The organism is Actinoplanes sp. NPDC026623 (assembly GCF_040638275.1).
Taxonomy (GTDB): Bacteria; Actinomycetota; Actinomycetes; order Mycobacteriales; family Micromonosporaceae; genus Actinoplanes.
Genome location: NZ_JBEZXZ010000041.1, coordinates 1 through 19740 on the forward strand (window position 1 = coordinate 1; position 19740 = coordinate 19740).

Annotated in this window: 19 protein-coding genes and 1 pseudogene; 17 read left to right on the top strand and 3 right to left on the bottom strand. The window is 72.6% G+C overall.

Annotated features, from left to right (window positions below):
• From AB0F10_RS15160 to pflA, 5 genes are all read left to right on the top strand, one after another.
• Positions 1-605: putative PEP-binding protein (locus AB0F10_RS15160; RefSeq protein WP_360624055.1), on the top strand; the 605-nt coding region annotated here is incomplete at its 5' end.
• Positions 606-615: 10 nt separating this feature from the next.
• Positions 616-960 (top strand): hypothetical protein, encoded by a 345-nt coding sequence (locus AB0F10_RS15165; RefSeq protein ID WP_360624057.1) that lies wholly within the window; start codon positions 616-618, stop codon positions 958-960.
• A 122-nt stretch (positions 961-1082) separates the two neighbouring features.
• Positions 1083-2093 (top strand): zinc-dependent alcohol dehydrogenase, encoded by a 1011-nt coding sequence (locus tag AB0F10_RS15170; protein ID WP_360624059.1) that lies wholly within the window; start codon positions 1083-1085, stop codon positions 2091-2093.
• Positions 2094-2227: 134 nt separating this feature from the next.
• Positions 2228-4468: a formate C-acetyltransferase gene (pflB, locus tag AB0F10_RS15175; RefSeq protein ID WP_360624061.1), complete on the top strand. Its 2241-nt coding sequence runs from the start codon at positions 2228-2230 to the stop codon at positions 4466-4468.
• Positions 4465-5196, top strand: a complete 732-nt coding sequence (gene pflA / locus AB0F10_RS15180) for a pyruvate formate-lyase-activating protein (protein WP_360624063.1) — start codon at positions 4465-4467, stop codon at positions 5194-5196. The genes pflB and pflA overlap by 4 nt, the downstream gene beginning before the upstream one ends.
• Before the next feature lie 6 nt (positions 5197-5202).
• Here the strand turns inward: pflA and AB0F10_RS15185 are convergent, their stop codons facing one another.
• Positions 5203-5844: a response regulator transcription factor gene (locus AB0F10_RS15185; protein WP_360624065.1), complete on the bottom strand. Its 642-nt coding sequence runs from the start codon at positions 5842-5844 to the stop codon at positions 5203-5205.
• 176 nt (positions 5845-6020) lie between these two features.
• Between AB0F10_RS15185 and AB0F10_RS15190 the strand changes: the two genes are divergently transcribed.
• The 11 genes and pseudogenes from AB0F10_RS15190 to AB0F10_RS15240 all read left to right on the top strand — a co-directional run bounded on the left by AB0F10_RS15190 (position 6021) and on the right by AB0F10_RS15240 (position 15981).
• Positions 6021-7742, top strand: a complete 1722-nt coding sequence (locus tag AB0F10_RS15190; RefSeq protein ID WP_360624067.1) for a GAF domain-containing sensor histidine kinase — start codon at positions 6021-6023, stop codon at positions 7740-7742.
• An 85-nt stretch (positions 7743-7827) separates the two neighbouring features.
• Entirely contained in the window at positions 7828-8031 is a 204-nt protein-coding gene (locus AB0F10_RS15195) for a hypothetical protein (RefSeq protein WP_360624069.1), read from the top strand.
• The gene (locus tag AB0F10_RS15200) at positions 8028-8990 is read left to right on the top strand and encodes an Acg family FMN-binding oxidoreductase (RefSeq protein WP_360624071.1); all 963 of its coding nucleotides are present in this window, start codon (positions 8028-8030) and stop codon (positions 8988-8990) included. The genes AB0F10_RS15195 and AB0F10_RS15200 overlap by 4 nt, the downstream gene beginning before the upstream one ends.
• Before the next feature lie 108 nt (positions 8991-9098).
• Positions 9099-9614, top strand: a complete 516-nt coding sequence (locus tag AB0F10_RS15205; protein ID WP_360624073.1) for a flavodoxin domain-containing protein — start codon at positions 9099-9101, stop codon at positions 9612-9614.
• Between the two features lie 138 nt (positions 9615-9752).
• Positions 9753-9998: an SHOCT domain-containing protein gene (locus AB0F10_RS15210; RefSeq protein WP_360624075.1), complete on the top strand. Its 246-nt coding sequence runs from the start codon at positions 9753-9755 to the stop codon at positions 9996-9998.
• A gap of 110 nt (positions 9999-10108) precedes the next feature.
• Positions 10109-10216: pseudogene (locus tag AB0F10_RS15215) on the top strand (cation-transporting P-type ATPase); the annotation flags it as partial.
• Between the two features lie 103 nt (positions 10217-10319).
• Entirely contained in the window at positions 10320-10751 is a 432-nt protein-coding gene (locus AB0F10_RS15220; RefSeq protein ID WP_360624148.1) for a cation transporting ATPase C-terminal domain-containing protein, read from the top strand.
• A gap of 23 nt (positions 10752-10774) precedes the next feature.
• Entirely contained in the window at positions 10775-11662 is an 888-nt protein-coding gene (locus tag AB0F10_RS15225) for a universal stress protein (protein ID WP_360624077.1), read from the top strand.
• Positions 11659-14367 carry a GNAT family N-acetyltransferase gene (locus tag AB0F10_RS15230; RefSeq protein WP_360624079.1) on the top strand — a complete coding sequence of 903 codons (2709 nt, stop codon included), beginning with the start codon at positions 11659-11661 and terminating at the stop codon, positions 14365-14367. Before AB0F10_RS15225 ends, AB0F10_RS15230 begins: the two co-directional genes overlap by 4 nt.
• 10 nt (positions 14368-14377) lie before the next feature.
• Positions 14378-15232: a universal stress protein gene (locus AB0F10_RS15235; protein WP_360624081.1), complete on the top strand. Its 855-nt coding sequence runs from the start codon at positions 14378-14380 to the stop codon at positions 15230-15232.
• Positions 15233-15645: 413 nt separating this feature from the next.
• Complete coding sequence (locus AB0F10_RS15240; protein WP_360624083.1) at positions 15646-15981, top strand: HPF/RaiA family ribosome-associated protein; 336 nt, start codon at positions 15646-15648, stop codon at positions 15979-15981.
• A gap of 122 nt (positions 15982-16103) precedes the next feature.
• On the opposite strand, the gene AB0F10_RS15245 is transcribed toward AB0F10_RS15240, so the two are convergent.
• Positions 16104-16379 (bottom strand): hypothetical protein, encoded by a 276-nt coding sequence (locus AB0F10_RS15245; protein ID WP_360624085.1) that lies wholly within the window; start codon positions 16377-16379, stop codon positions 16104-16106.
• Between AB0F10_RS15245 and AB0F10_RS15250 the strand changes: the two genes are divergently transcribed.
• Positions 16374-19136 carry an AAA domain-containing protein gene (locus tag AB0F10_RS15250; RefSeq protein WP_360624087.1) on the top strand — a complete coding sequence of 921 codons (2763 nt, stop codon included), beginning with the start codon at positions 16374-16376 and terminating at the stop codon, positions 19134-19136. The genes AB0F10_RS15245 and AB0F10_RS15250 overlap by 6 nt on opposite strands.
• 177 nt (positions 19137-19313) lie before the next feature.
• On the opposite strand, the gene AB0F10_RS15255 is transcribed toward AB0F10_RS15250, so the two are convergent.
• Positions 19314-19535 carry a DUF1918 domain-containing protein gene (locus AB0F10_RS15255; RefSeq protein WP_360624089.1) on the bottom strand — a complete coding sequence of 74 codons (222 nt, stop codon included), beginning with the start codon at positions 19533-19535 and terminating at the stop codon, positions 19314-19316.
• Positions 19536-19740 lie beyond the last annotated feature (205 nt).

Sequence of the window (19740 nt, forward strand, 5' to 3'; positions counted from 1 at the left end):
GTGCTCTGCCGGCTCACCGCGGCGACGAAGAGCGCCGGTGCGATCCAGCAGGCGAGCGCCAGCAGGCGGATCCGCCACTGCGAGACCCGCTGGTCGGCGCGGTGCAGGAGCTGGAGACCGTACGCGCGGAGGCCGAGTCGGTGCTCGCGGGCATCGAGGGCGCGCCGCCGATCCGGATCGGCACGATGATCGAGGTGCCGCGGGCCGCGCTCACCGCCGGGCAGATCGCCGAGGCGGCCGAGTTCTTCTCCTTCGGCACCAACGACCTGACCCAGATGACCTGGGGATTCTCCCGCGACGACGTCGAGGGTGCGTTCTTCGGCCGCTACCTCGGCCTGGGCATCTTCGCGACGTCACCGTTCGAGACGATCGACGCGGACGGGGTGGGCGAGCTGGTCCGCATCGCCGTCGAGCGCGGCCGGGCCGCCCGGCCCGGCCTGACCGTCGGCGTCTGCGGCGAGCACGGCGGCGACCCGGCCTCGGTGCGCTTCTTCCACGACGCCGGGCTCGACTACGTGTCCTGCTCCCCGTTCCGGGTGCCGATCGCCCGCCTCGAGGCCGGCCGCGCCGCGACCGCCGCCACATCCACCTCCGACAGCCGATAGGAGACCGGCCATGACCACGACGCTCGACGACCGGCGCGACCTCATCCCGGTGCGCGCCGGGGAACGCGAGATCGGGGCATACGCGGTGGGACCGGAGAAGACGGTCTTCGTCCCGGCGGTGGACGTGACCACCCTCGTGCTCGCGTCGATGGTGACCGCCGCCGTGACGGCGACGGCCGTTGCGATCGGCATCGCCGCACGACGCCAGCCCGCCGTCGGTAGGGTGACCATGGGGCCTGGCGGCTGGCTGAGCGTGAAGCGGAGCTCCCCGCCGGCGTTACGGGCGGTCACCACGACCGACCGGCCGTGGTGGGCGCGCGTGTTGCGTGCCCACCGGCTGGTCGTCCAGCACTGAGAACAGCGCCGGCGTGGCGCGTGGCCGCGCGGCAGTCCCGCGCGAGGCGGACCTTCGGCCCTATCTGCGGTCGCCTCCCGAGACGAGTCTCGATGCTGAGGAAAACGCCAAGGAGGAACATCATGCGTGCAGCCGTGGTCACCGGTTTCGACAAGCCGCTGGAGATCAAAGAGTTGCCCATACCCGAGCCGGGCGCGGGTCAGATCCGGGTGCGGATCGAGGCCAGCGGTCTGTGCCACACCGACATCCACGCAGCCCGCGGCGACTGGCCGGTCAAGCCGCAGCCGCCGTTCATTCCCGGTCACGAGGGCGTCGGCATCGTCGAGAAGCTCGGCCCGGGCGCCACCGGGCACAGCGTCGGCGACCGGGTCGCGATCCCGTGGCTCGGATACGCCTGCGGCACCTGTGAATACTGCGTCACCGGCTGGGAGACGCTCTGCGAGGCCCAGCTCAACACCGGCTACGCCATCGACGGTGGCCACGCCGAGTTCGCCGTGGCGGACGCCCGCTACGTGGTCCGGGTGCCTGACGGCATCGACCCCGCCGAGGCCGCCCCGCTGACCTGTGCGGGTGTGACCACGTACAAGGCGGTCAAGGTCGGCGGCGTGACGCCGGGCGACCGGGTCGCGATCTTCGGCATCGGCGGGCTGGGGCACCTCGCCCAGCAATACGCTCAGATCTTCGGCGGCGAGACGATCGCGGTCGACGTGACCGAGGAGAAGCTGGCCCTGGCCAAGCGGCTCGGCGCGGCGCATGTCGTCAATGCGGCCACCACGGACCCGGTCGCGGCCATCGAGGCACTCGGCGGCGCCGACGTCGCGGTGGTGCTCGCCGCAGACCCGCGCGTCATCGAGCAGGCGCACGCCTCGTTGCGGCGCGGCGGCCGGCTCATCCTGGTGTCACTGCCCAAGGACAACTCGATGGCGCTGCCGATCTTCCAGACCGTCCTCAAGGGCATCAGCGTGATCGGTTCGATCGTGGGTACCCGGGCCGACCTCGCCGAGGTGTTCCGGCTGCACTGCGCCGGACGTACCAAGGTCCTCTACGAGCCGCGCTCTCTCGACGAGATCAACACCTCGATCGAGGATGTGCTCGCCAGCCGGGTCCCGGCCCGCCTGGTGCTGATTCCCTGACGGTCTTCTTTCTGGGCCGACGACGTCTTGTCGCGCCCGCACCGTAGGTCCCGGAAGGCCCAGCCTTGCGGGACCTACGGCTCTGATCGGACCGGTGCGCGGCGACGAGGATTGAGAACGACGAAGGAGGGTCCATGACCGGGGAACGCAAGGACGCCTGGCGAGGCTTCACGGGTACGACGTGGCAGCAGGCCATCGACGTCGGCGCCTTCATCCACGACAACGTCGAGCCCTACCTCGGCGGCGCCGGGTTTCTGACCGGGCCGACCGACCGCACCACGCGGATCTGGCAGCAACTGACCCGGATGTTTCCGGAGGAGCGCCGGCGCGGGATCTACGACGTGGACGCGCACACGCCCTCGTCGATCACCTCGCACGCGCCCGGCTACATCGACCGCGACCACGAGCTGATCGTCGGGCTGCAGACCAGCGCGCCGCTGCGCCGCGCGATCATGCCCGCCGGCGGCCTGCGGATGGTCCAGGCCGGGCTGGCCGCGTACGGCTACAGCCTCGACCCGACGGTTCGGACGATCTTCAGCCAGTACCGCAAGACCCACAACGACGGGGTGTTCGACGCGTACCCGGCGGACGTGAAGGCCGCCCGGCGCTCGCACATCATCACCGGGCTGCCGGACGCGTACGGCCGCGGGCGGATCATCGGCGACTATCGCCGGGTCGCGCTCTACGGCGTGGACCGGCTCATCGCCGAGCGCCGCGACCGCAAGGCCAGCCTGGACGCCGAGCTGTCGTCCGAGGCCGTCATCCGCGATCGGGAGGAACTCGCCGAGCAGATCCGCGCCCTCGAGGACCTCCGGTTCATGGCCGACCGCTACGGCTACGACATCTCCTCGCCGGCGAGCACCGCGCGCGAGGCGATCCAGTGGCTCTACTTCGCCTACCTCGGCGCGACCAAGGAGCAGAACGGCGCGGCCATGTCGCTCGGCCGCACGTCCTCCTTCGTCGACGTCTACCTGCGGCGCGACCTCGCCGAGGGCACCCTCACCGAGCAGCAGGCCCAGGAGCTGATCGACGACTTCGTCATCAAGCTGCGGATCATCCGGTTCCTGCGCACCCCCGAGTACGACCAGTTGTTCTCCGGCGACCCGACCTGGGTCACCGAGTCGATCGGCGGGATCGGCGCGGACGGACGGCCGCTCGTCACCCGGACCAGCTTCCGGTACCTGCAGACCCTCTACAACCTCGGCCCGGCCCCCGAGCCGAACCTGACCGTGCTCTGGTCCCCGCGGCTGCCCGAGGGCTTCAAGCGGTTCTGCGCCCAGGTCTCGATGGACACCAGCGCCATCCAGTACGAGAACGACGACCTGATCCGGCCCGCGTACAGCGACGACACCGCGATCGCCTGCTGCGTCTCGGCCATGCGGGTCGGCAAGGACATGCAGTTCTTCGGCGCCCGCGCCAACCTGGCCAAGGCCCTGCTGTACGCGATCAACGGCGGCCGCGACGAGCTGACCGGCGAGCAGGTGGCACCGGCCACCGCGCCGGTCGCCGACGACGTGCTGGACTACGACACGGTGTTCGCCGCCTTCGACCGCACCCTGGACTGGCTGGCCGAGACCTACGTCGACGCGCTCAACGTCATCCACTACATGCACGACCGGTACGCCTACGAGCGGCTCGAGATGGCCCTGCACGACTACCCGGTGCACCGCTTCCTCGCCACCGGCGTCGCCGGCCTGTCCGTCGCCGCCGACAGCCTCGCGGCCATCAGGTACGCCCAGGTGAAGGTGCTGCGCGACGCCGAAGGGCTGGCGGTCGACTACACCGTCGACGGCGACTTCCCCGCCTTCGGCAACAACGACGACCGCGCCGACGCCATCGCCGTCGACCTCGTCGAACGGTTCATGGCCAAGATCCGCCGGCAGCCGTCCTACCGGAACGCCGAGCCGAGCCTGTCCGTGCTGACCATCACCTCGAACGTGGTGTACGGCAGGAACACCGGCAACACCCCGGACGGCCGGCGGGCCGGCGAGCCGTTCGCGCCGGGCGCCAACCCGATGAACGGCCGGGACCGGCACGGCCTGGTCGCCGCGGCCCTGTCGGTGGCGAAGCTGCCGTACCGCTGCGCCCGCGACGGCATCTCGCTGACCACCACCGTCACGCCCGACGGGCTCGGGCACTCGCGCGACGAGCGGATCGGCAACCTGGTCGGCGTGCTCGACGGCTACACCGACGCCGGCGGCTTCCACCTCAACGTCAACGTCCTCGACCGGGCGACCCTCGAGGACGCCATGGCCCACCCCGAGAAGTACCCCCAGCTGACCATCCGGGTCTCCGGCTACGCGGTCAACTTCGTCAACCTCACCGCCGAGCAGCAGCGCGACGTCGTCTCGCGGACCTTCCACGGTGCGCTGTGACCACCGGACGCCTGCACTCGTTCGACATCTCCACGGGTGTCGACGGGCCGGGGACGCGCTTCGTGGCGTTCCTGGCCGGCTGCCCGCTGCGCTGCCAGTACTGCCACAGCCCGGACACCTGGTACCGCCGCAGCGGACGGCCCACCACCGTCGACGACCTGATGACCGAGATCCGCCGCTACGAACGGTTCATCAAGGTCGCCGGCGGCGGGGTCACGCTCAGCGGCGGCGAACCCCTGCAACAGCCGGACTTCGTCCGTGAGGTGTTCGCCCGGTGCAGGCAACTGAAGCTGCACACCGCGCTGGACACCAGCGGCTTCCTCGGCGACAGGGCCGACGACGAACTCCTCGACGCGACCGACCTGGTGCTGCTGGACATCAAGTCCGGCGACCCCGCCACCTACCGGCAGGTCACCAGGACGGGGAGGCTGGCACCGACGGTGCGCTTCGCCCGCCGGCTCGCCGAGCGGGGCACGCCGATGTGGATCCGATTCGTCCTCGTCCCCGGCCTGACCGACGACCCGGCGAACGTGGCCGCGGTCGCCGGCATCGTGGCGGAGCTGCCGAGCGTGCAGCGCGTCGAGGTGCTGCCGTTCCACCGCCTCGGCGCCGCGAAGTACGCCGCGATGGGCCTGACGTTCCCGCTCGCCGACACGGCAGCGCCCGGCCCAGGCCTGCTGGACCGGGTCCGCGGTCAGTTCCGCGACCGCGGGCTCGTCGTCTGCTGATTCGCCTCAGCGCGGGTGTTCTCCGAGCAGGCGGGTGGCCAGGACCGCGGCCTGGGTGCGCCGTTCCAGGCCGAGCTTGGCGAGCAGGCTGGAGACGTAGTTCTTGACCGTCTTCTCCGCTAGGAACATCCGGGCCGCGATCTCGCGGTTGGTCAGCCCCTCGGCGACGTACTCGAGGATCTTGCGTTCCTGGTCGGTCAGGCCGGCCAGCTCGCGGGGCTGCTCCACGCCGTTGCGGATGCGTTCCAGCACCCGCTGGGTGACCGCCGGGTCGAGCAGCGACTGTCCGCCCGCGACCCGGCGGACCGCGTCGACCAGGTCGGTGCCGCGGATCTGCTTGAGCACGTAGCCCGAGGCGCCCGCCATGATGGCGGCGAAGAGCGCCTCGTCGTCCTCGTACGAGGTCAGGATCAGGCCCTTGATCGACGAGTCGACGGCGCGCACGTCCCGGCAGACGTCGATGCCGTTGCCGTCCGGAAGCCGGGCGTCGAGGACGGCCACGTCGGGGCGCAGGGCGGGAATCCGGCGGGTCGCCTCCTGCGCCGAGCCGGACTCACCGACGATCTCGATGTCCCCGGCTGCCTGCAACAGGTCGATGAGGCCACGGCGGACGACTTCGTGGTCGTCGAGAAGAAAGACTCGGATCATGCCCTCTTCCTACCTCCCGGCAGGACCACGACCAAGGGCCGAAGGTCCCGCGCTCAGGAATTTGTCAGGATCGGTGGCTGAGCACGCCTCAAGTGGCACAAAAGTCCAAGATCAGAAAATGAAGATCACGCCCGGCTGGCGTTCCGGCCATGCCGACCGCGGTCTAGCCTGACATGATGGCCGAGCCCCCGCTGGACGACACCCGCCCTGAGCCGCCCTCGCTGGGGCTCAGTCCGCTGTCCCGGGTCCGGCTCGACGAGCTGCTGCAGGAGATGCTCGACCGGGTCGGCGAGGTGATGACCAGCCGGGAACGGCTGCGCGCCCTGCTCGACGCGGTCGTCGGCATCGGCACCGATCTCGACCTGCGCAGCACCCTGCAGCGCATCACCGAGGCCGCCTGCACCCTGGCCGGCGCCCGCTACGGCGCGCTCGGCGTCATCGGCGCCGACCGCACCGAGCTGTCCGACTTCATCACCCACGGCATCGACCCCGCCACCCACGCCAGGATCGGCGACCTGCCGCACGGCCAGGGCGTCCTCGGCCTGCTGATCACCGACCCGCGGCCGGTCCGGCTTCCGGACATCCGCAAGCACCCCCGCTCGTACGGCTTCCCGCCGAACCATCCGCCGATGCACAGCTTCCTCGGCGTCCCGGTGCGCACCCGGGACCAGATCTTCGGCAACCTCTACCTCGCCGAGAAGCAGGGCGCCGCCGAGTTCAGCGACGACGACGAGGAGATCGTGGTCGCCCTCGCCGCCGCGGCCGGCGTCGCCATCGACAACGCGCGGCTGTTCGCCCTCGCCCAGCGTCGGGAACGCTGGCTCGCCGCCGCCGCCGAGATCACCACGGTCCTGCTCGGAGAGGTCAAAAGGACCGAGGCCCTGCGGCTGATCGCCCGGCGAGCCCGCGAGGTGTCGGGCGCCGACCTGGTGATGGTGCTGCTCTACGACGAGGAGAACTCCCGCTACACGATCGAGGTCGCCGACGGCGCGGACCCCGCCTGCGACACCCTGGTCGGAAAACTGATCACGGTGGAGAGCGCCGCCGCCACGTTCGGACAGGAGAAGTTCCGCACCGTGGAGAACCTGCGGGCCGCCGCCGACTGGCCGGGCCCGGTGCCGGACGGCCCGGCCCTCGCGGCCCCGCTCGCCGGATCGGACACCCTGCACGGCGTCCTGATCGTGACGCAGCCCGGCGCGCAGGCCGCGAGCGAGGATGACGCCGTGCTGCTCCCCACGTTCGCCGGACAGGCCGCCCTGGCGCTGGAACGGGCCCGCGCCCAGGAGGAACGCGAACAACTCGTGCTGCTCGAGGACCGCGAACGGATCGCCCGGGACCTGCACGACGTGGTCATCCAGCGGCTCTTCGCCACCGGCATGCAACTGCAGGGCGCCGTGCGGCACGCGGTCAAGCCAGAGGCGATCAAGCGGATCAACACCGCCGTCGACGACCTGGACGCCACCATCCGCGACATCCGGCAGTCCATCTTCGAGCTTCGCTCCCCGGCGGGCACGTCACTGCGCACCGAGCTTCGCGAGACGATCGCAGCCGCGACCGAGACCCTCGGCTTCCGGCCGACGCTGGACACCTCCGGGCCTGTCGACAGCGCCGTCCCCGACGACATCGTCCCCGAGCTGCTGGCCGTGCTGCGCGAGGCCCTGTCGAACGTGGCCCGGCACGCGCGGGCCACCGGCGCCCGGGTCTCCGTGCGGGCCGCGGACGGCGACGTCGTGCTGTGTGTCGAGGACGACGGCGTGGGCATCGACCTGAACCGGGTACGCGGCGGCGTCGCCAACATGGGCGAACGGGCACACGACCTGGGCGGCGCCTTCGAGATCGGCAGGAATTCCGACGGGTCCGGCACCGCCCTGACCTGGCGGGTCCCACTGGCGCAATGACCCCTGCAAGACGGGCCTTTCGACCCTGAACGCACGGGGCGCCGAACGGCACTCTGATGGGACACGGGAAACCGGAGGTCCCATCATGATCGCGCTCGAGCAGCCGGCTCGCGCCTCGCTGCACGCACCGCCTGTCTTCAACACCCAGCCGTGGATCTGGCAGATCACGGGCGACACGATGGCTTTCCGCCGGCTGCCCCTGCTCGGTTGTGGCACCGGGCCGCATCATGCACGCCCGTCACCCGTCGCCGTGATTCAACTCGATCAGATGGAGGGAGCACCGCTATGACCGCGTACGGCAGGGAGGATCTGCTCCGGGCAGCCTCCGCCGGCATCCGCGCGCCTTCGCTGCACAACACGCAGCCGTGGCTCTTCCGGCTGCGCGACGGCGGGATCGAGATCCTCGCCGATCCGGCCCGGCGCCTGACGGCCGCCGATCGGGCCGGCTGGGCGGTGCGGATCTCCTGCGGCGCCGCGACCTACAACGCACGTCTCGCCCTGGCCGCCGCGGGAACCCCCGCCGAGGTCGCGCTGCGGCCCGACCGGCAGGAACCCGACCTCATCGCGCGGCTCACCCCTGGAATCACCCGATTTCCCACATACACCGAGGACGAACTGTTCCGGGCGATCCCGCACCGGTACAGCAACCGGGCGCCGTTCTGGCCGAACCCGGTGCCGGCCGAGGATCGGGTCCGGCTGCTCGAGGCGGCCCGGCTCGAGGGCGCCTGGCTGGAGCTGCTGGTCGGGATGACCGCGCTCAGCGGGTTCGCCGAGATCGCGCAGAGCGCCGACCGGGTGCTCCGGCGCGACGTCGGCTACCAGTCCGAGCTGATCGGCTGGACACACGCGGACGCCGCGCCGGACGGCGTACCGGTGACCGCCGGAGCACCCGCCGCGGAATCCCACGACCTGCTACCGCAGCGCTCGTTCTCCGACCGCCGCCGCGCGCCGGGCCACGACTACGAGCCCGAGCCGCTGGTCGGCATCCTCGGCGCCGCCGGCGACACCCAGGTCGACCAGATCGTGGCCGGGCAGGCGCTGCAGAAGGTGCTGCTGACCGCGACCGCCGCGGGCCTCGCCACCTCGATGATCTCCCAGCCGATCGAGGTGCCGACCGCCCGCGACCAACTGCGCCGCTCACTGCGCCAGACGGGAATTCCGCAGATGGCCCTGCGCATCGGGTACGGGAGCCCGGGCCACCCGAGCCGGCGCCGCGCACTCAGCGAGGTCCTGCCCGACGAGCGGTGATCGCCGGTCCGGCGGACAGGGTCATCCGGCCCTGTCCGGCCGGCCCGGACGGCGAGCAGCGTTGAGGGCGGAGCCCGAGGGAAGAGCCGACGCACCGGAGGAGTCGTCATGAAGGCGCTTGTCGTTTACGAGTCGATGTTCGGCAACACCGAGGCCGTCGCCCGGGCCGTGGCCGACGGGCTCAGGGAGACCTTCGAGGTAAACCTCTCCGACGTCCGCGACATGCTCCCGGCCACCGACGTCGACCTGCTCGTGGTGGGTTCCCCGACGCACGCCTTCGGGCTCAGCCGTCCCGCGACGCGCGCGGACGCCATCCGCCAGGGCGCCGTCCGCGACGGTGCCGTGGACGTCGGCCTGCGGGAGTACCTCGGCTGCTCGCCGGTGCTCGACGGAATCGGCGCGGCCGCGTTCGACACCAGGATCAACAAATCGTTCGTGCCGGGCTCCGCGGCGCGCAAGGCGCGTCGCGAACTGCGCCGGCTCGGATGCCGGATGGTATGGCCCGCGCAGAGCTTCCACGTCACCGCGACCGCCGGCCCGCTCGTCGAGGGCGAGCTGAGCCGCGCCCGGATATGGGCCTCGAACCTGTCGTCCGCCGTGCTGTCCGAACGCCACCAGGTCTGACATCCGGCGAACCGCCGCGTCCGGCCGGAGGCCCCGCGGGCCGGCGCCACCGATCCCGGCGAAACGGGACCTTCGGCCCGTGTCCGGACGCAGGCCGCGCCAGAGGATGGACGCGAGACTCACGGGAAGGAAGAGACGATGATGTACTACGGACACGGCATGGGAACCGGTTGGCTGCTGATGATCCTCGCGATCGTCCTGCCCGTCCTGGCGATCGCCGCCGGGCTGATCGCCGTGCCGCTCTGGCGCGGCCCGGCCCAGCCGCCGGCCGCCGGGCGGGCACCCGAGGCCGAACTGCTGCTCGGTGACCGATTCGCCCGCGGCGAGATCGACGCCGAGGAGTACGAGCAGCGCCTGCGCACCCTGCGCGCCACCCGCGGCTGACCCACCGGACACACCGATCACGATCTTGCCCCACCAACGGGACCATCGGCCCTGCCGGCGGTGACGCCGCGGTCAGACCCTGGACATGGACAACCGGGGGAAGGCGGATCGTGGACATCACCGAGGTTGGCACGACACTCGGTCTCAGCACGGCTCAGGCGAACGCGCGGCTGGCCGCCGACGGTCCCAACGTCGTCGCCGGGGCACCGCCGCGACGCCTGACCGGCCGGATCGGGCGCCAGCTCGCCGATCCCCTGGTCGCGCTGCTGCTGGCTGCGCCGCAGACCCCGCTCACCCCAGGAGTCCGTACTCGGCGACGGCCTGCTCGGCAGCGTCCTGATCGGCGGCCTGTGCGTCGCCGGAGTCGTGCTGGCCGCCGGGGTGACCGCCCGCCATTACGACCGGCCGTGGCAGTCGGTAATGTTCATCGTCCTCGGGCTCGCCCAGCTCGGCGTCGCCCTCGCCGTACGCGCCAAGGCCGCACCCGGAACCGCCCGCAACACCGCCCTGCTCGGTGCCGTCGCCCTGTCCGCGATCCTGCAGGTCGCCGGCGTCCTGCTCGCCCCGCTGCAACTGCTGCTCGGCACCCAGCCGCTCACCGCGGCCGAACTCCTGGCCTGCACCGTCGTCGCCGCGATGCCCGGCCTCGGACTGGCGATCGTCCAGCACCGGGCTGAAAAATTCGGGACCTTCGGCCCGCCTCTGAGTGACCTGCCGCGCTGCCCGGAAGGCATCGACACGCCTGACGATTGAGGGAGACCGTGAGGGGAGCAACAATGAGCACCCGGGCAATCGTCGTTGGCACCGACGGCACCACATCGAGCAAGGCAGCCGTCGACTGGGCAGCCCGCGAGGCACAGCGCCGCAGGCTGCCGCTGCACATCGTGCACGCGTTCGACTGGGATTGGCACGACCCCCGGTACGACATCGGCAACGAGTACGTCGACATCAACCGGAAGCTCGCCGAAGCGGTCGTGGCCGCCGCGATCGATCAAGCCTGGAAGACCGCCCCCGCCGCCGACGTCGACGGCGACACCCTCATCGGCCACGCCGCCCCACGGCTGCTGGACATGGCCCGGCACACGGAGCTCCTGGTGCTGGGCAGTCGCGGACGCGGCGGCTTCGGCAGCCTCCTGCTCGGCTCGGTGAGCCAGCGGGTGGCCACGCACGCCACCTGCCCGGTCGTCGTCGTACGCGGCCGCGGCGACGTCGACGAGGGGCCGGTGGCCGCCGGAGTCGACGACTCGTCCAGCGCCGACGTCGTGCTCGCCGCCGCGTTCGAGGCGGCCGCGGGCCGGGGCTGCGCACTCACCGTGGTCCACGCCTGCCTCCCGGTCATTCCGCTGTGGCTGGCCGACGTCAGCGCCGCCGACATCGACACGCGGGCGCAGGACATCGCCGAACGCACGGAGCTGGACCGGCAGCTGGCGCCGTGGCGCGACAAGTACCCCCAGGTGCCGGTCGAGATCGTGCTCACCCATGAAAGCCCGGCCTCCGCACTGGTCCAACAGTCCACCCGCGCCCAACTGGTGATCGTGGGCAGCCGCGGACACGGGGTGGTGGCGGGCAGCCTGCTCGGATCGACCGGACTGCAACTGCTGCACCACGCCGACTGCCCCGTCCACATCGTCCGGCGGGAATCCGAGACGGGAGAGCAGCGATGACCACCACCGGCCAGGCCATCCCCGAGGTCGACGAGGTGGACGCGCTCACCTCGGACGGCGGGATCGTCACGATCCGGCCGGTCCGCCCGGACGACTGGGCGGCGCTCGCCGCGCTGTACGGCGAGGCCTCCCCGGACAGCCTGCGCCTGCGCTTCTTCGGCAGGCCCAGCGCCGGCACCCTCGCGGCGGAGGTGGACCGGCTCTGCCGGCCCGAGACCGACCGGAACCTGGCCGTACTCGCGGTCGAGGGCGACCGCCTGGTCGGCGTCGTGTCGTGCGAGCAGCTGATCGACGAGGGCGACGACGCGGAGTTCGCCGCCTTCGTCGCCGAGACGGCCCGGGGCCGCGGAATCGGCACTCTGCTGCTGGAACATCTCGCCATGCGCGCCCATCGGCACGGCATCGCGGAACTGGTCGGCGAGGTGCTCCCCGACAACATCGGCATGCTCCGGGTCGCTCGCAACCTGACCGTGAACGGCAGGGCACACCTCAACAGCGGCATCGTCGACGTCGAGCTCGGCACCGGCCCGGACGAGGCCGGCGAACCGATCATCGACGCCCGGGACCGGCGGGCGGAGCGGGCCTCGCTGCGGGCCCTGCTCTCCCCCGACTCCGTCGCCGTGGTCGGCGCCGGGCACCGGCCCGGCGGCGTCGGCCGCGAAACGCTGCGGGCCCTGCGGGACTTCGGCTTCACCGGCACCCGGTACGCGGTCAACCGCTCGGGCGCCGCGATGGACGGCGTCGCCGGATACTCCTCGGTCAAGGACCTGCCGGGTCCGGTGGATCTGCTCGTCATCGCCGTGCCTGCCGACCAGGTCGCCGGTGTACTCGCCGAGGGCGCCCAGGTGGGCGTGCACGCCGCGGTCGTGCTCAGCGCCGGCTTCGGTGAGGCCGGACCGGATGGGCGGCGCCGCCAGCACGAGCTGCTCCGGATGGCCCGTTCCCATGGCATCCGGCTGGTCGGCCCGAACTGCCTCGGCCTGATCAACACCGATCCCCGGATCCGGCTCGACGCGAGCTTCGCGACATCGGTGCCCACCGCCGGCGGGCTCGCCATCGCCTCACAGTCCGGGGCGGTAGGCATCGCGCTGCTCGACGAGGCCGTCCGCGCCGGGATCGGCGTCTCCACCTTCGTCTCGCTGGGCAACAAGGCCGACGTCAGCGGCAACGACCTCATCGCCTACTGGTACGAGGACCCGGCGACCACCGCGGTCGCGCTCTACCTCGAGTCGTTCGGCAACCCGCGCAAGTTCGCCCGTACCGTTCGGGCCCTGTCGCGTCGCAAGCCGGTGCTTGCCCTCAAGAGCGGCCGGTCGGACGCGGGCCGGCGGGCCGGCGCCTCGCACACCGCCGCCGCCGCGGCCCCGTCCGCCACCGTGGACACACTCTTCGAGCAGGCCGGCGTCATCCGGCCGAAAGACCTCGGCGAAATGCTGGACGCCGTCCGCATCCTCACCGACCAGCCCCGGCCCACCGGATTCCGGCTCGCCGTCGTCGGCAACGCAGGAGGGCTCAACGTGCTCGCCGCCGACGCGGCGGAGGCCTGCGGCCTGAGCGTGCCCGCACTGAGCCCGATCGCCCGGCACCGCCTGGACCTCGCGGCCCCGGGATCGGCCAGCGCCGACAACCCGGTCGACCTGGGAGCGGGCGCCTCACCCGCCGCCTTCGCGGCAGCGGCCGCCGCCGTCGCGGACAGCGGCGAGGCAGACATGCTGCTGCTGATCGTCATCGGCACCCGGGCCAACGCACCCGAGGAGATCCTGGCCGGCCTCGCCGGCGTCGTCGACGATCACCCCGCCCTCCCGGTCGCGGTCGTCGTCATCGGGTCCGCCGACGCCCCCGAACGCCTCGGCCGGCGCGGGGTACCCGTCTACGACCTGCCGGAGCGCGCGGTGCGGGCACTCGGCCACGCGGCCGCGTACGCGAACTGGCGGCGTGAGCCGCTCGGCCGCCGCCCGGATCTCGCCGGCATCGACACCGCCAAGGCCCGCGCCGCCGCGGCCGGCGCGCAGGCGGCGGGGGACGGCTGGCTGACCTACGACCACACGGCGACGATCCTCGGCGCCTACGGCATCGCCATCCTGCCCGCCACGGCGGCGACCACCGAGGACGCCGCGGTCGCCGCCGCGAACCGGCTCGGCTACCCGGTCGTGCTCAAATCGGCCGACCCCGACCTCGTGCACAAGACCGACGTCGGCGGGGTGCGCACCGGCCTGACCGGACCGGAGGACGTCCGGGCCGCGTTCGGGACGGTCGCCGCGGCGGGCCGTCCCGGCACCGGGGTGCTCGTGCAGAAGCAGATCGCCAAGCCGGTCGAGCTCGTCGCCGGGGTCGTACACGACCCGCTCTTCGGCTCCGTAGTCCTGCTCGGCCTGGGCGGCGTGCAGACCGACCTGCTCGGCGACCGCGCCCTGCGCCTGGTCCCGATGACCGACCTCGACGCCGGGCGGATGTGGCGCGGGCTGCGCGCCGCGCCGCTGCTCACCGGCTACCGCGGAGCGCCTCCGGTCGACACCGACGCTCTCGAGAACCTGCTGCTACGGCTGGGCCGGCTCGCCGAGGATCTACCCGAGATCGCCGAACTCGACCTCAATCCGGTCCTCGTCGGGCCGGACGGGGTCATCGCCGTCGACGCGAAACTTCGGCTCGCGCCGGTCGGCACGGAGCCGGACCCGACGCTGCGCCGCCTGAGCGCGGCACGCTAAGGAGCACCTCATGACCACCAAGAAGATCGTCGTCGGGTACGACCGCTCCGCCGGAGCCAAGGACGCCGCGACCTGGGCCCTCGACGAGGCGACCCGCACCGGCGCACCGGTCGAGTTCCTCTTCGCCTACGAATGGCCGGTCCGGGCACCCGCGACCTCCGTGATCCCGCCCCCGGACGACGAGACGGACCGCGCCGTCGAGGACGGGCTGAAGGAGGCCGTCGCCTCCGCGCAGCGCACCCACCCCACCGTCCGCACCGCGATCTCCATCGTCCGTGACAGCCCGGCGGTGCCCCTGATCGAACGGTCCCGCGAGGCCGGGCTCATCGTGCTCGGCAGCCACGGCCACAGCGCCGTCTCCGGCCTGCTCGGCTCGGTCAGCGTCGCCGTCAGCGCTCACGCCAGGTGCCCCGTGATCGTCGCACGCGGCCGCTTCCCCGCGACCGCGCCGATCGTCGTCGGCGTCGACGACTCGGCGTCGGCTCACGCCGCGCTCGCCTTCGCCGTCGAACAGGCGGCCACCCGCGGCGTCCCACTGCGGGTCATCCGCGCCTGGACGCCCGTGACCAGCCCGTGGGGCGTCACGCCGGGGGCCGTCGCCTTCGATCCCGAGTACGACCGCGGGCAGTTCGACGAGCTGGTCGCCGGCTGGCGGGCGAAGTATCCGCAGGCCGAGATCACCGCCCAGGTCGCGCTGGAGCATCCGGCCGCAGCGCTTACGGCGGCGAGCGCCGGCGCCCAGCTGCTGGTGGTCGGCACCCGCGGCCGCGGCGCCCTGCGCGGCATGCTGCTCGGCTCGGTGGGCCAGCACCTGCTGCGGCACTCCGCCTGCACGGTTGCCGTCGTCCACGACACCACGACCTGACCGTCCGGGCCGACAGCAACGACGGCCCTTCCCATGCACTCACTCCGCGGGGCGGCCGGCGGCCGCAACGGCGGCTGAGCGTCGGCGAGATCACGGCACCTCGACCTCGCTGACTGCCACCGCAGGCTCGGCGATCTCGACCGCGCCCGCCAACATCTGCATCACACCCGGGCCGGTATCGGCGCACTCGCCGACGACGAGTACGGACAGCTGATCGGCAGCGGCCTGACCACGCCGACGCAGCGACTGACCACCCCGTAACCGCCGCGGCGGGAGCCGGCCCGCCCCAGGCGCGAAGCTCGGACGAAGACAAGCCCGTGGCGGGTCGAAGGACCCTACTGTCCGGGCGCCAACGGGTTGATCATGTGGGTATGCCGATGAAACAGGTCGGCTACGGATCCTGAGGAGGCGTCATGACGCTCATCGAACCGGTCATCAGCCCACAGGTGCACACCCACGGGAAGGTGCCTCCAGAGGCGAAGGCCTACGCGGTCGAGAAGCTGGAAGCGGCGTTGCACCACGCACCGGCGCCGGTGATTCACCTGTCGCTGACCCTGAACGCCGACGCTCCCGGCGACCGGGTCGACGCGCACGTCGACGTCAACGGGGCCACCCTGCACGTCCATGCCTTCGGCGCGACTCAGCAGGAGGCGGCGGATCTGATGGAGGAGCGCCTGCGTTCGCGCCTGCGCCGGATCCGCCGCCACCCCGGTGGTTCCCGTGCCTCGCTGGGTCGCATGGCCAGGTAGCCGGTCAGTTGAGGGCCGCGGTCGGAGTCGCTCCGGCCGCGGCCCTTCTCGTACGTTCTCATCGATCCCTCGGGCTGAGAAAGCCCGGCCGGGAGACCGGCCGGGTGATCCTGTCTCCGTATTCAGATGAGCCAGCGGTGCTTCTGGACGAACGGGAGCTTGGCCCACCAGCGGCCGAGTCCCCAGGTGTGTCCGGCGTAGGTCAGGGCGACCGTGACCGCGCTGGCGGCGTAGATGAAGTGGTAGCCGGTGATCGGGTCGGTGGAGCCGCTCGGCTTGCCGGCGCTGGTGTGCTGGGCGAGCGGGTATTCGGCTAGCCACCTCAGGGCCATCATCGCGGTGGCGGCGCCGGCCGAGATCCGCAGGCGACCGCGGGCGGTAGTCTCGGCGCGATGCAACCGCGGACCGTGCTCGCCGTGCTCGCCGAGTTGGCCCCGGCCGCCGCCGAGCGCATCCTGGACGTCACCCGGGGCTCGCAGCCGATGGTGTGGCTGGAGATCGCGGAGAAGGCGCCGCGGGTGAAGACGGTCGAGCGTCTCGCCGCCCTCGACGCGTTGCACCGCGAGGAGCGCATCCTCCACCGGGGCTGGGGCTTCCTGGCCGGCCACGCCGAGATCGAGGGCAGGCCTCGCAAGATCCGGTTGCCGTTGCTCAGCCAGCCGGTGCGCCTGGAGCGCTCACTGCTCGGCTACCGGGTCGTCCCGGCCGGCGACGTCGAGGTGACCCCGCTGGTCGCCGACCGTGAGCTGGCCGCCGCGTTCGAGGCCGCGCCCGGCCTGGCCACACCGGGCTGGCTGGAGGCGACCGGCAGCGGCGCGTGGCTGAGATCGGTCGCGGACGCGACCGGCTTCACCGCCGGCGAGACGATCGGCCCGCAGCGGCGGATCCCGCCGGAGGGCCTGGTCCTGGTCGCGGCTCCGGCTCTTTTCGTGGTCCGGGACGTGTTCGGCGGCGGCCTCGCCGACAGTCTGCGCAGCTGGGCCGGGCGTGACCTCTCGGCGACCGCGCTCGCCGCGGTCTACGGCGATTCCGGCACCGGCGAGTCCAGCAACGGCGGGTCCGGCCTTGCGACCGGAACCGACCACGAACCGGTCCTGTCGCCGCTGCCGCTGACCGGGCCGCAGCGACGAGTGGTGATCCGGGCCCGATCAGAACCGGTCACGGTGGTCTCCGGGCCGCCGGGCAGCGGCAAGAGCCACACGGTGGTCGCGGCCGCGTTGGAGGTGGTCGACCGGGGCGGGTCGGTGCTGGTGGCGACCCAGTCCCCGCACGCCGCCGAGGTCCTCGCCGGCCTGCTGGCCCGCTACCCGGGCTCACCACCGGTCCTCTTCGGCGACGCGGGCGGCCGGGCCGGGCTGGAGGCCGAGCTCGCGGCGGGCGCGGACCAGGGGGTCGAGGCGAGCATCATCCGTTCCGGTCAGGCGCGGGTCAGGGCCGCGCATGCGGCGGTACGCATGAGAAGTTCCGAAATCGTGTCCGCGCTGGACATCGAGCGGGCCGCCGCCACGCTCCCCGATCACCAGCCGCGCCTGCCCGAACTCGCCGCCGACGTGCCCGGCGCCTTCACCGAGGCTCTCGACCGGATCCGGGCGCTGCTGGCCGTCGAGCCGGGTGCCGGGTGGTGGTCCCGGCGCCGCGCCCGTTCGGCCCGGCGCAAGGCGTTCCGGCTGCTCGGCGCGCCCGGGTCCGTACCGGAGGGGATCGTCTCCGAAGCACTCGCCGCGGCCGCCGCGCAGCGTGCCGCCGCCCACCTCGCCGCCACCGGCGGCACCGACCTGACCACCCGCTGGGCCGCCCTGCACGACGCCGAGCGGGAGCTGCGCGACGTGGTCGGCCAGGCGATGCGCGACCGCGGGCGCAGCGCGGAGCGCTGGAGCCGCGACGCGCGCCGCGCGGCCGGCGCCCTGGCCGCGGCGTTGCGGGCCGGCCGTAACCGCCGCCGTGAGCTGCTCGCCCGGATGGAGGCCGCCCCGCTGGTCCGCGCGCTGCCGCTGTGGATCGGCACGGTCGCCGACGTGGAGGATCTGCTGCCGCCCGAGCCCGGCCTCTTCGATCTGGTGGTGATCGACGAGGCGTCGCACGTGGACCAGATCCGGGCCGCGCCGGTGCTGGCCCGCGCCCGCCGCGCGCTGATCGTCGGCGATCCCCGGCAGCTGCGGTTCGTCTCGTTCGTCAGCGACGTCGACGTGACCCAGGTGCTCGAGGCGCACGACTGCGACGAGCGTCTGGACGTCCGCCGGGTCAGCACCTACGACCTGGCCACCGCGGCTGCCCCGGTCATCTGGCTGGCCGAGCACCACCGCAGCGCCCCGCATCTGATCGACTTCCCGGCCCGGCGCTTCTACGCCGGCCGGGTCTCGGTGATGACCCGCACCCCGCTCGCCGACGCGACCGACGCCATCGACGTGCTCCACGTCCCGGACGCGACAGTGGTCAAGGGCGTCAACGAGGCCGAGGTGGCGGCCGCCCTGGCCACCGTGGAGCGGCTGGCGGCGGCCGGTCACCGGAGCATCGGGGTGATCAGCCCATTCCGCGCCCAGGCCGACGCCCTGGAGGCGGCCCTGCTCAAGGCGTTGCCCGTGGAGCGCATCGAGGAGCTGCGGCTGCGGGTCGGCACGGTGCACGCGTTCCAGGGCAGCGAGGCGGACGCGGTGGTGGTCTCCCTCGCCCTGCTCGACGGGGACGCACCGAGCCGTCGCCGCTTCGTCACCGACCCGCCCCTGTTCAACGTCATGGTCACCCGGGCCCGCCGCAAGCTGGTCGTGCTGACGTCCCTGACCGGCCCGCCCGGCCTCCTCGGCGACTATCTGCGGCACGCCGAAGGGCCGCGCGAGGCCGGCCCCGGCGCCGAGCCGTCTGGCTGGGCGGCGGACCTGGCCGCCGAGCTGAAGCGGCTCGACGTCGAGGTGCGACCGGGATATTCGGTCGGCCCGTGGACCATCGACCTCTGCGTGGGAGACGCCGGCGTCCTCTGCGCCGTGCACCCGGACGGGCCCGGCACCCACCTGGAACGCCAGGGCGCGCTGCACCGGGCGGGCTGGCACCTGATCGACGCCTTCCCGAGCCGCTGGCACGGTGACGTCCGCCGCGCCGCACTGGAGATCGCGGTCCTGGCCGCAGGGCGGCGTGGTGCCGGAACCGGACAGCCCGGTTGAACCGCGACCCCGAGCCGGATCGTCGTTGACAAAAATCTTCGCCCGCACGGGGATCGCCCGATGGGGCGCCTCGCAGCCGCGTGCTCCGCGACGGAACCCGCCCGCGGCCACCGCCGCGCAGGAGACGCGTACGCGGTCCAGGGTCCGTGGGGTGGTCATGAGCGCGCACTGCGGCGGTCACGACGCCGGCTGCGCCGCCTCCGGCCCCGGGTGGATGGCCGGTTCGATGTGGGCCTGAGGGCCGGGGAAGATGAGGGTGGTCCTGCCGTCGTCGAGCCACCGGACCTCGTACGGCGGCGACCCGTCGGGGTGGTGCAGTGCGGTGATGACGGCGGTCCGGCGCCCGTTGCCGAGGTGGGTCCCCTCGAGGACGAGCCGGTCACCGATGTGTGCGTTCATGGTGAACCTCCCGCGGGTGATCTGAGTCGGGTACCGGGTGGCGGCGCCCACCGGTGGCCCCGCATCGTGTCGGCCGGTGCCCGTCTTTACGACGGTGGGTCTGATGGCCCGAAGGCCACTTCGTTGTCTTCCGGCCGCTGCGGTGCTCAGGGGCATTCGGTGGGCGTCAAGGCAAGCCTGGCCTCGATCACGGGGAGCCGACAGG

Bases quoted from the DNA above. Each gene is read 5' to 3' on its own strand.
- AB0F10_RS15165 (WP_360624057.1), top strand. From the start codon at position 616: ATGACCACGACGCTCGACGACCGGCGCGACCTCATCCCGGTGCGCGCC.
- AB0F10_RS15170 (WP_360624059.1), top strand. From the start codon at position 1,083: ATGCGTGCAGCCGTGGTCACCGGTTTCGACAAGCCGCTGGAGATCAAA.
- pflB (WP_360624061.1), top strand. From the start codon at position 2,228: ATGACCGGGGAACGCAAGGACGCCTGGCGAGGCTTCACGGGTACGACG.
- AB0F10_RS15185 (WP_360624065.1), bottom strand. From the start codon at position 5,844: ATGATCCGAGTCTTTCTTCTCGACGACCACGAAGTCGTCCGCCGTGGC.
- AB0F10_RS15190 (WP_360624067.1), top strand. From the start codon at position 6,021: ATGGCCGAGCCCCCGCTGGACGACACCCGCCCTGAGCCGCCCTCGCTG.
- AB0F10_RS15195 (WP_360624069.1), top strand. From the start codon at position 7,828: ATGATCGCGCTCGAGCAGCCGGCTCGCGCCTCGCTGCACGCACCGCCT.
- AB0F10_RS15200 (WP_360624071.1), top strand. From the start codon at position 8,028: ATGACCGCGTACGGCAGGGAGGATCTGCTCCGGGCAGCCTCCGCCGGC.
- AB0F10_RS15205 (WP_360624073.1), top strand. From the start codon at position 9,099: ATGAAGGCGCTTGTCGTTTACGAGTCGATGTTCGGCAACACCGAGGCC.
- AB0F10_RS15210 (WP_360624075.1), top strand. From the start codon at position 9,753: ATGATGTACTACGGACACGGCATGGGAACCGGTTGGCTGCTGATGATC.
- AB0F10_RS15225 (WP_360624077.1), top strand. From the start codon at position 10,775: ATGAGCACCCGGGCAATCGTCGTTGGCACCGACGGCACCACATCGAGC.
- AB0F10_RS15230 (WP_360624079.1), top strand. From the start codon at position 11,659: ATGACCACCACCGGCCAGGCCATCCCCGAGGTCGACGAGGTGGACGCG.
- AB0F10_RS15235 (WP_360624081.1), top strand. From the start codon at position 14,378: ATGACCACCAAGAAGATCGTCGTCGGGTACGACCGCTCCGCCGGAGCC.
- AB0F10_RS15240 (WP_360624083.1), top strand. From the start codon at position 15,646: ATGACGCTCATCGAACCGGTCATCAGCCCACAGGTGCACACCCACGGG.
- AB0F10_RS15250 (WP_360624087.1), top strand. From the start codon at position 16,374: ATGCAACCGCGGACCGTGCTCGCCGTGCTCGCCGAGTTGGCCCCGGCC.
- AB0F10_RS15255 (WP_360624089.1), bottom strand. From the start codon at position 19,535: ATGAACGCACACATCGGTGACCGGCTCGTCCTCGAGGGGACCCACCTC.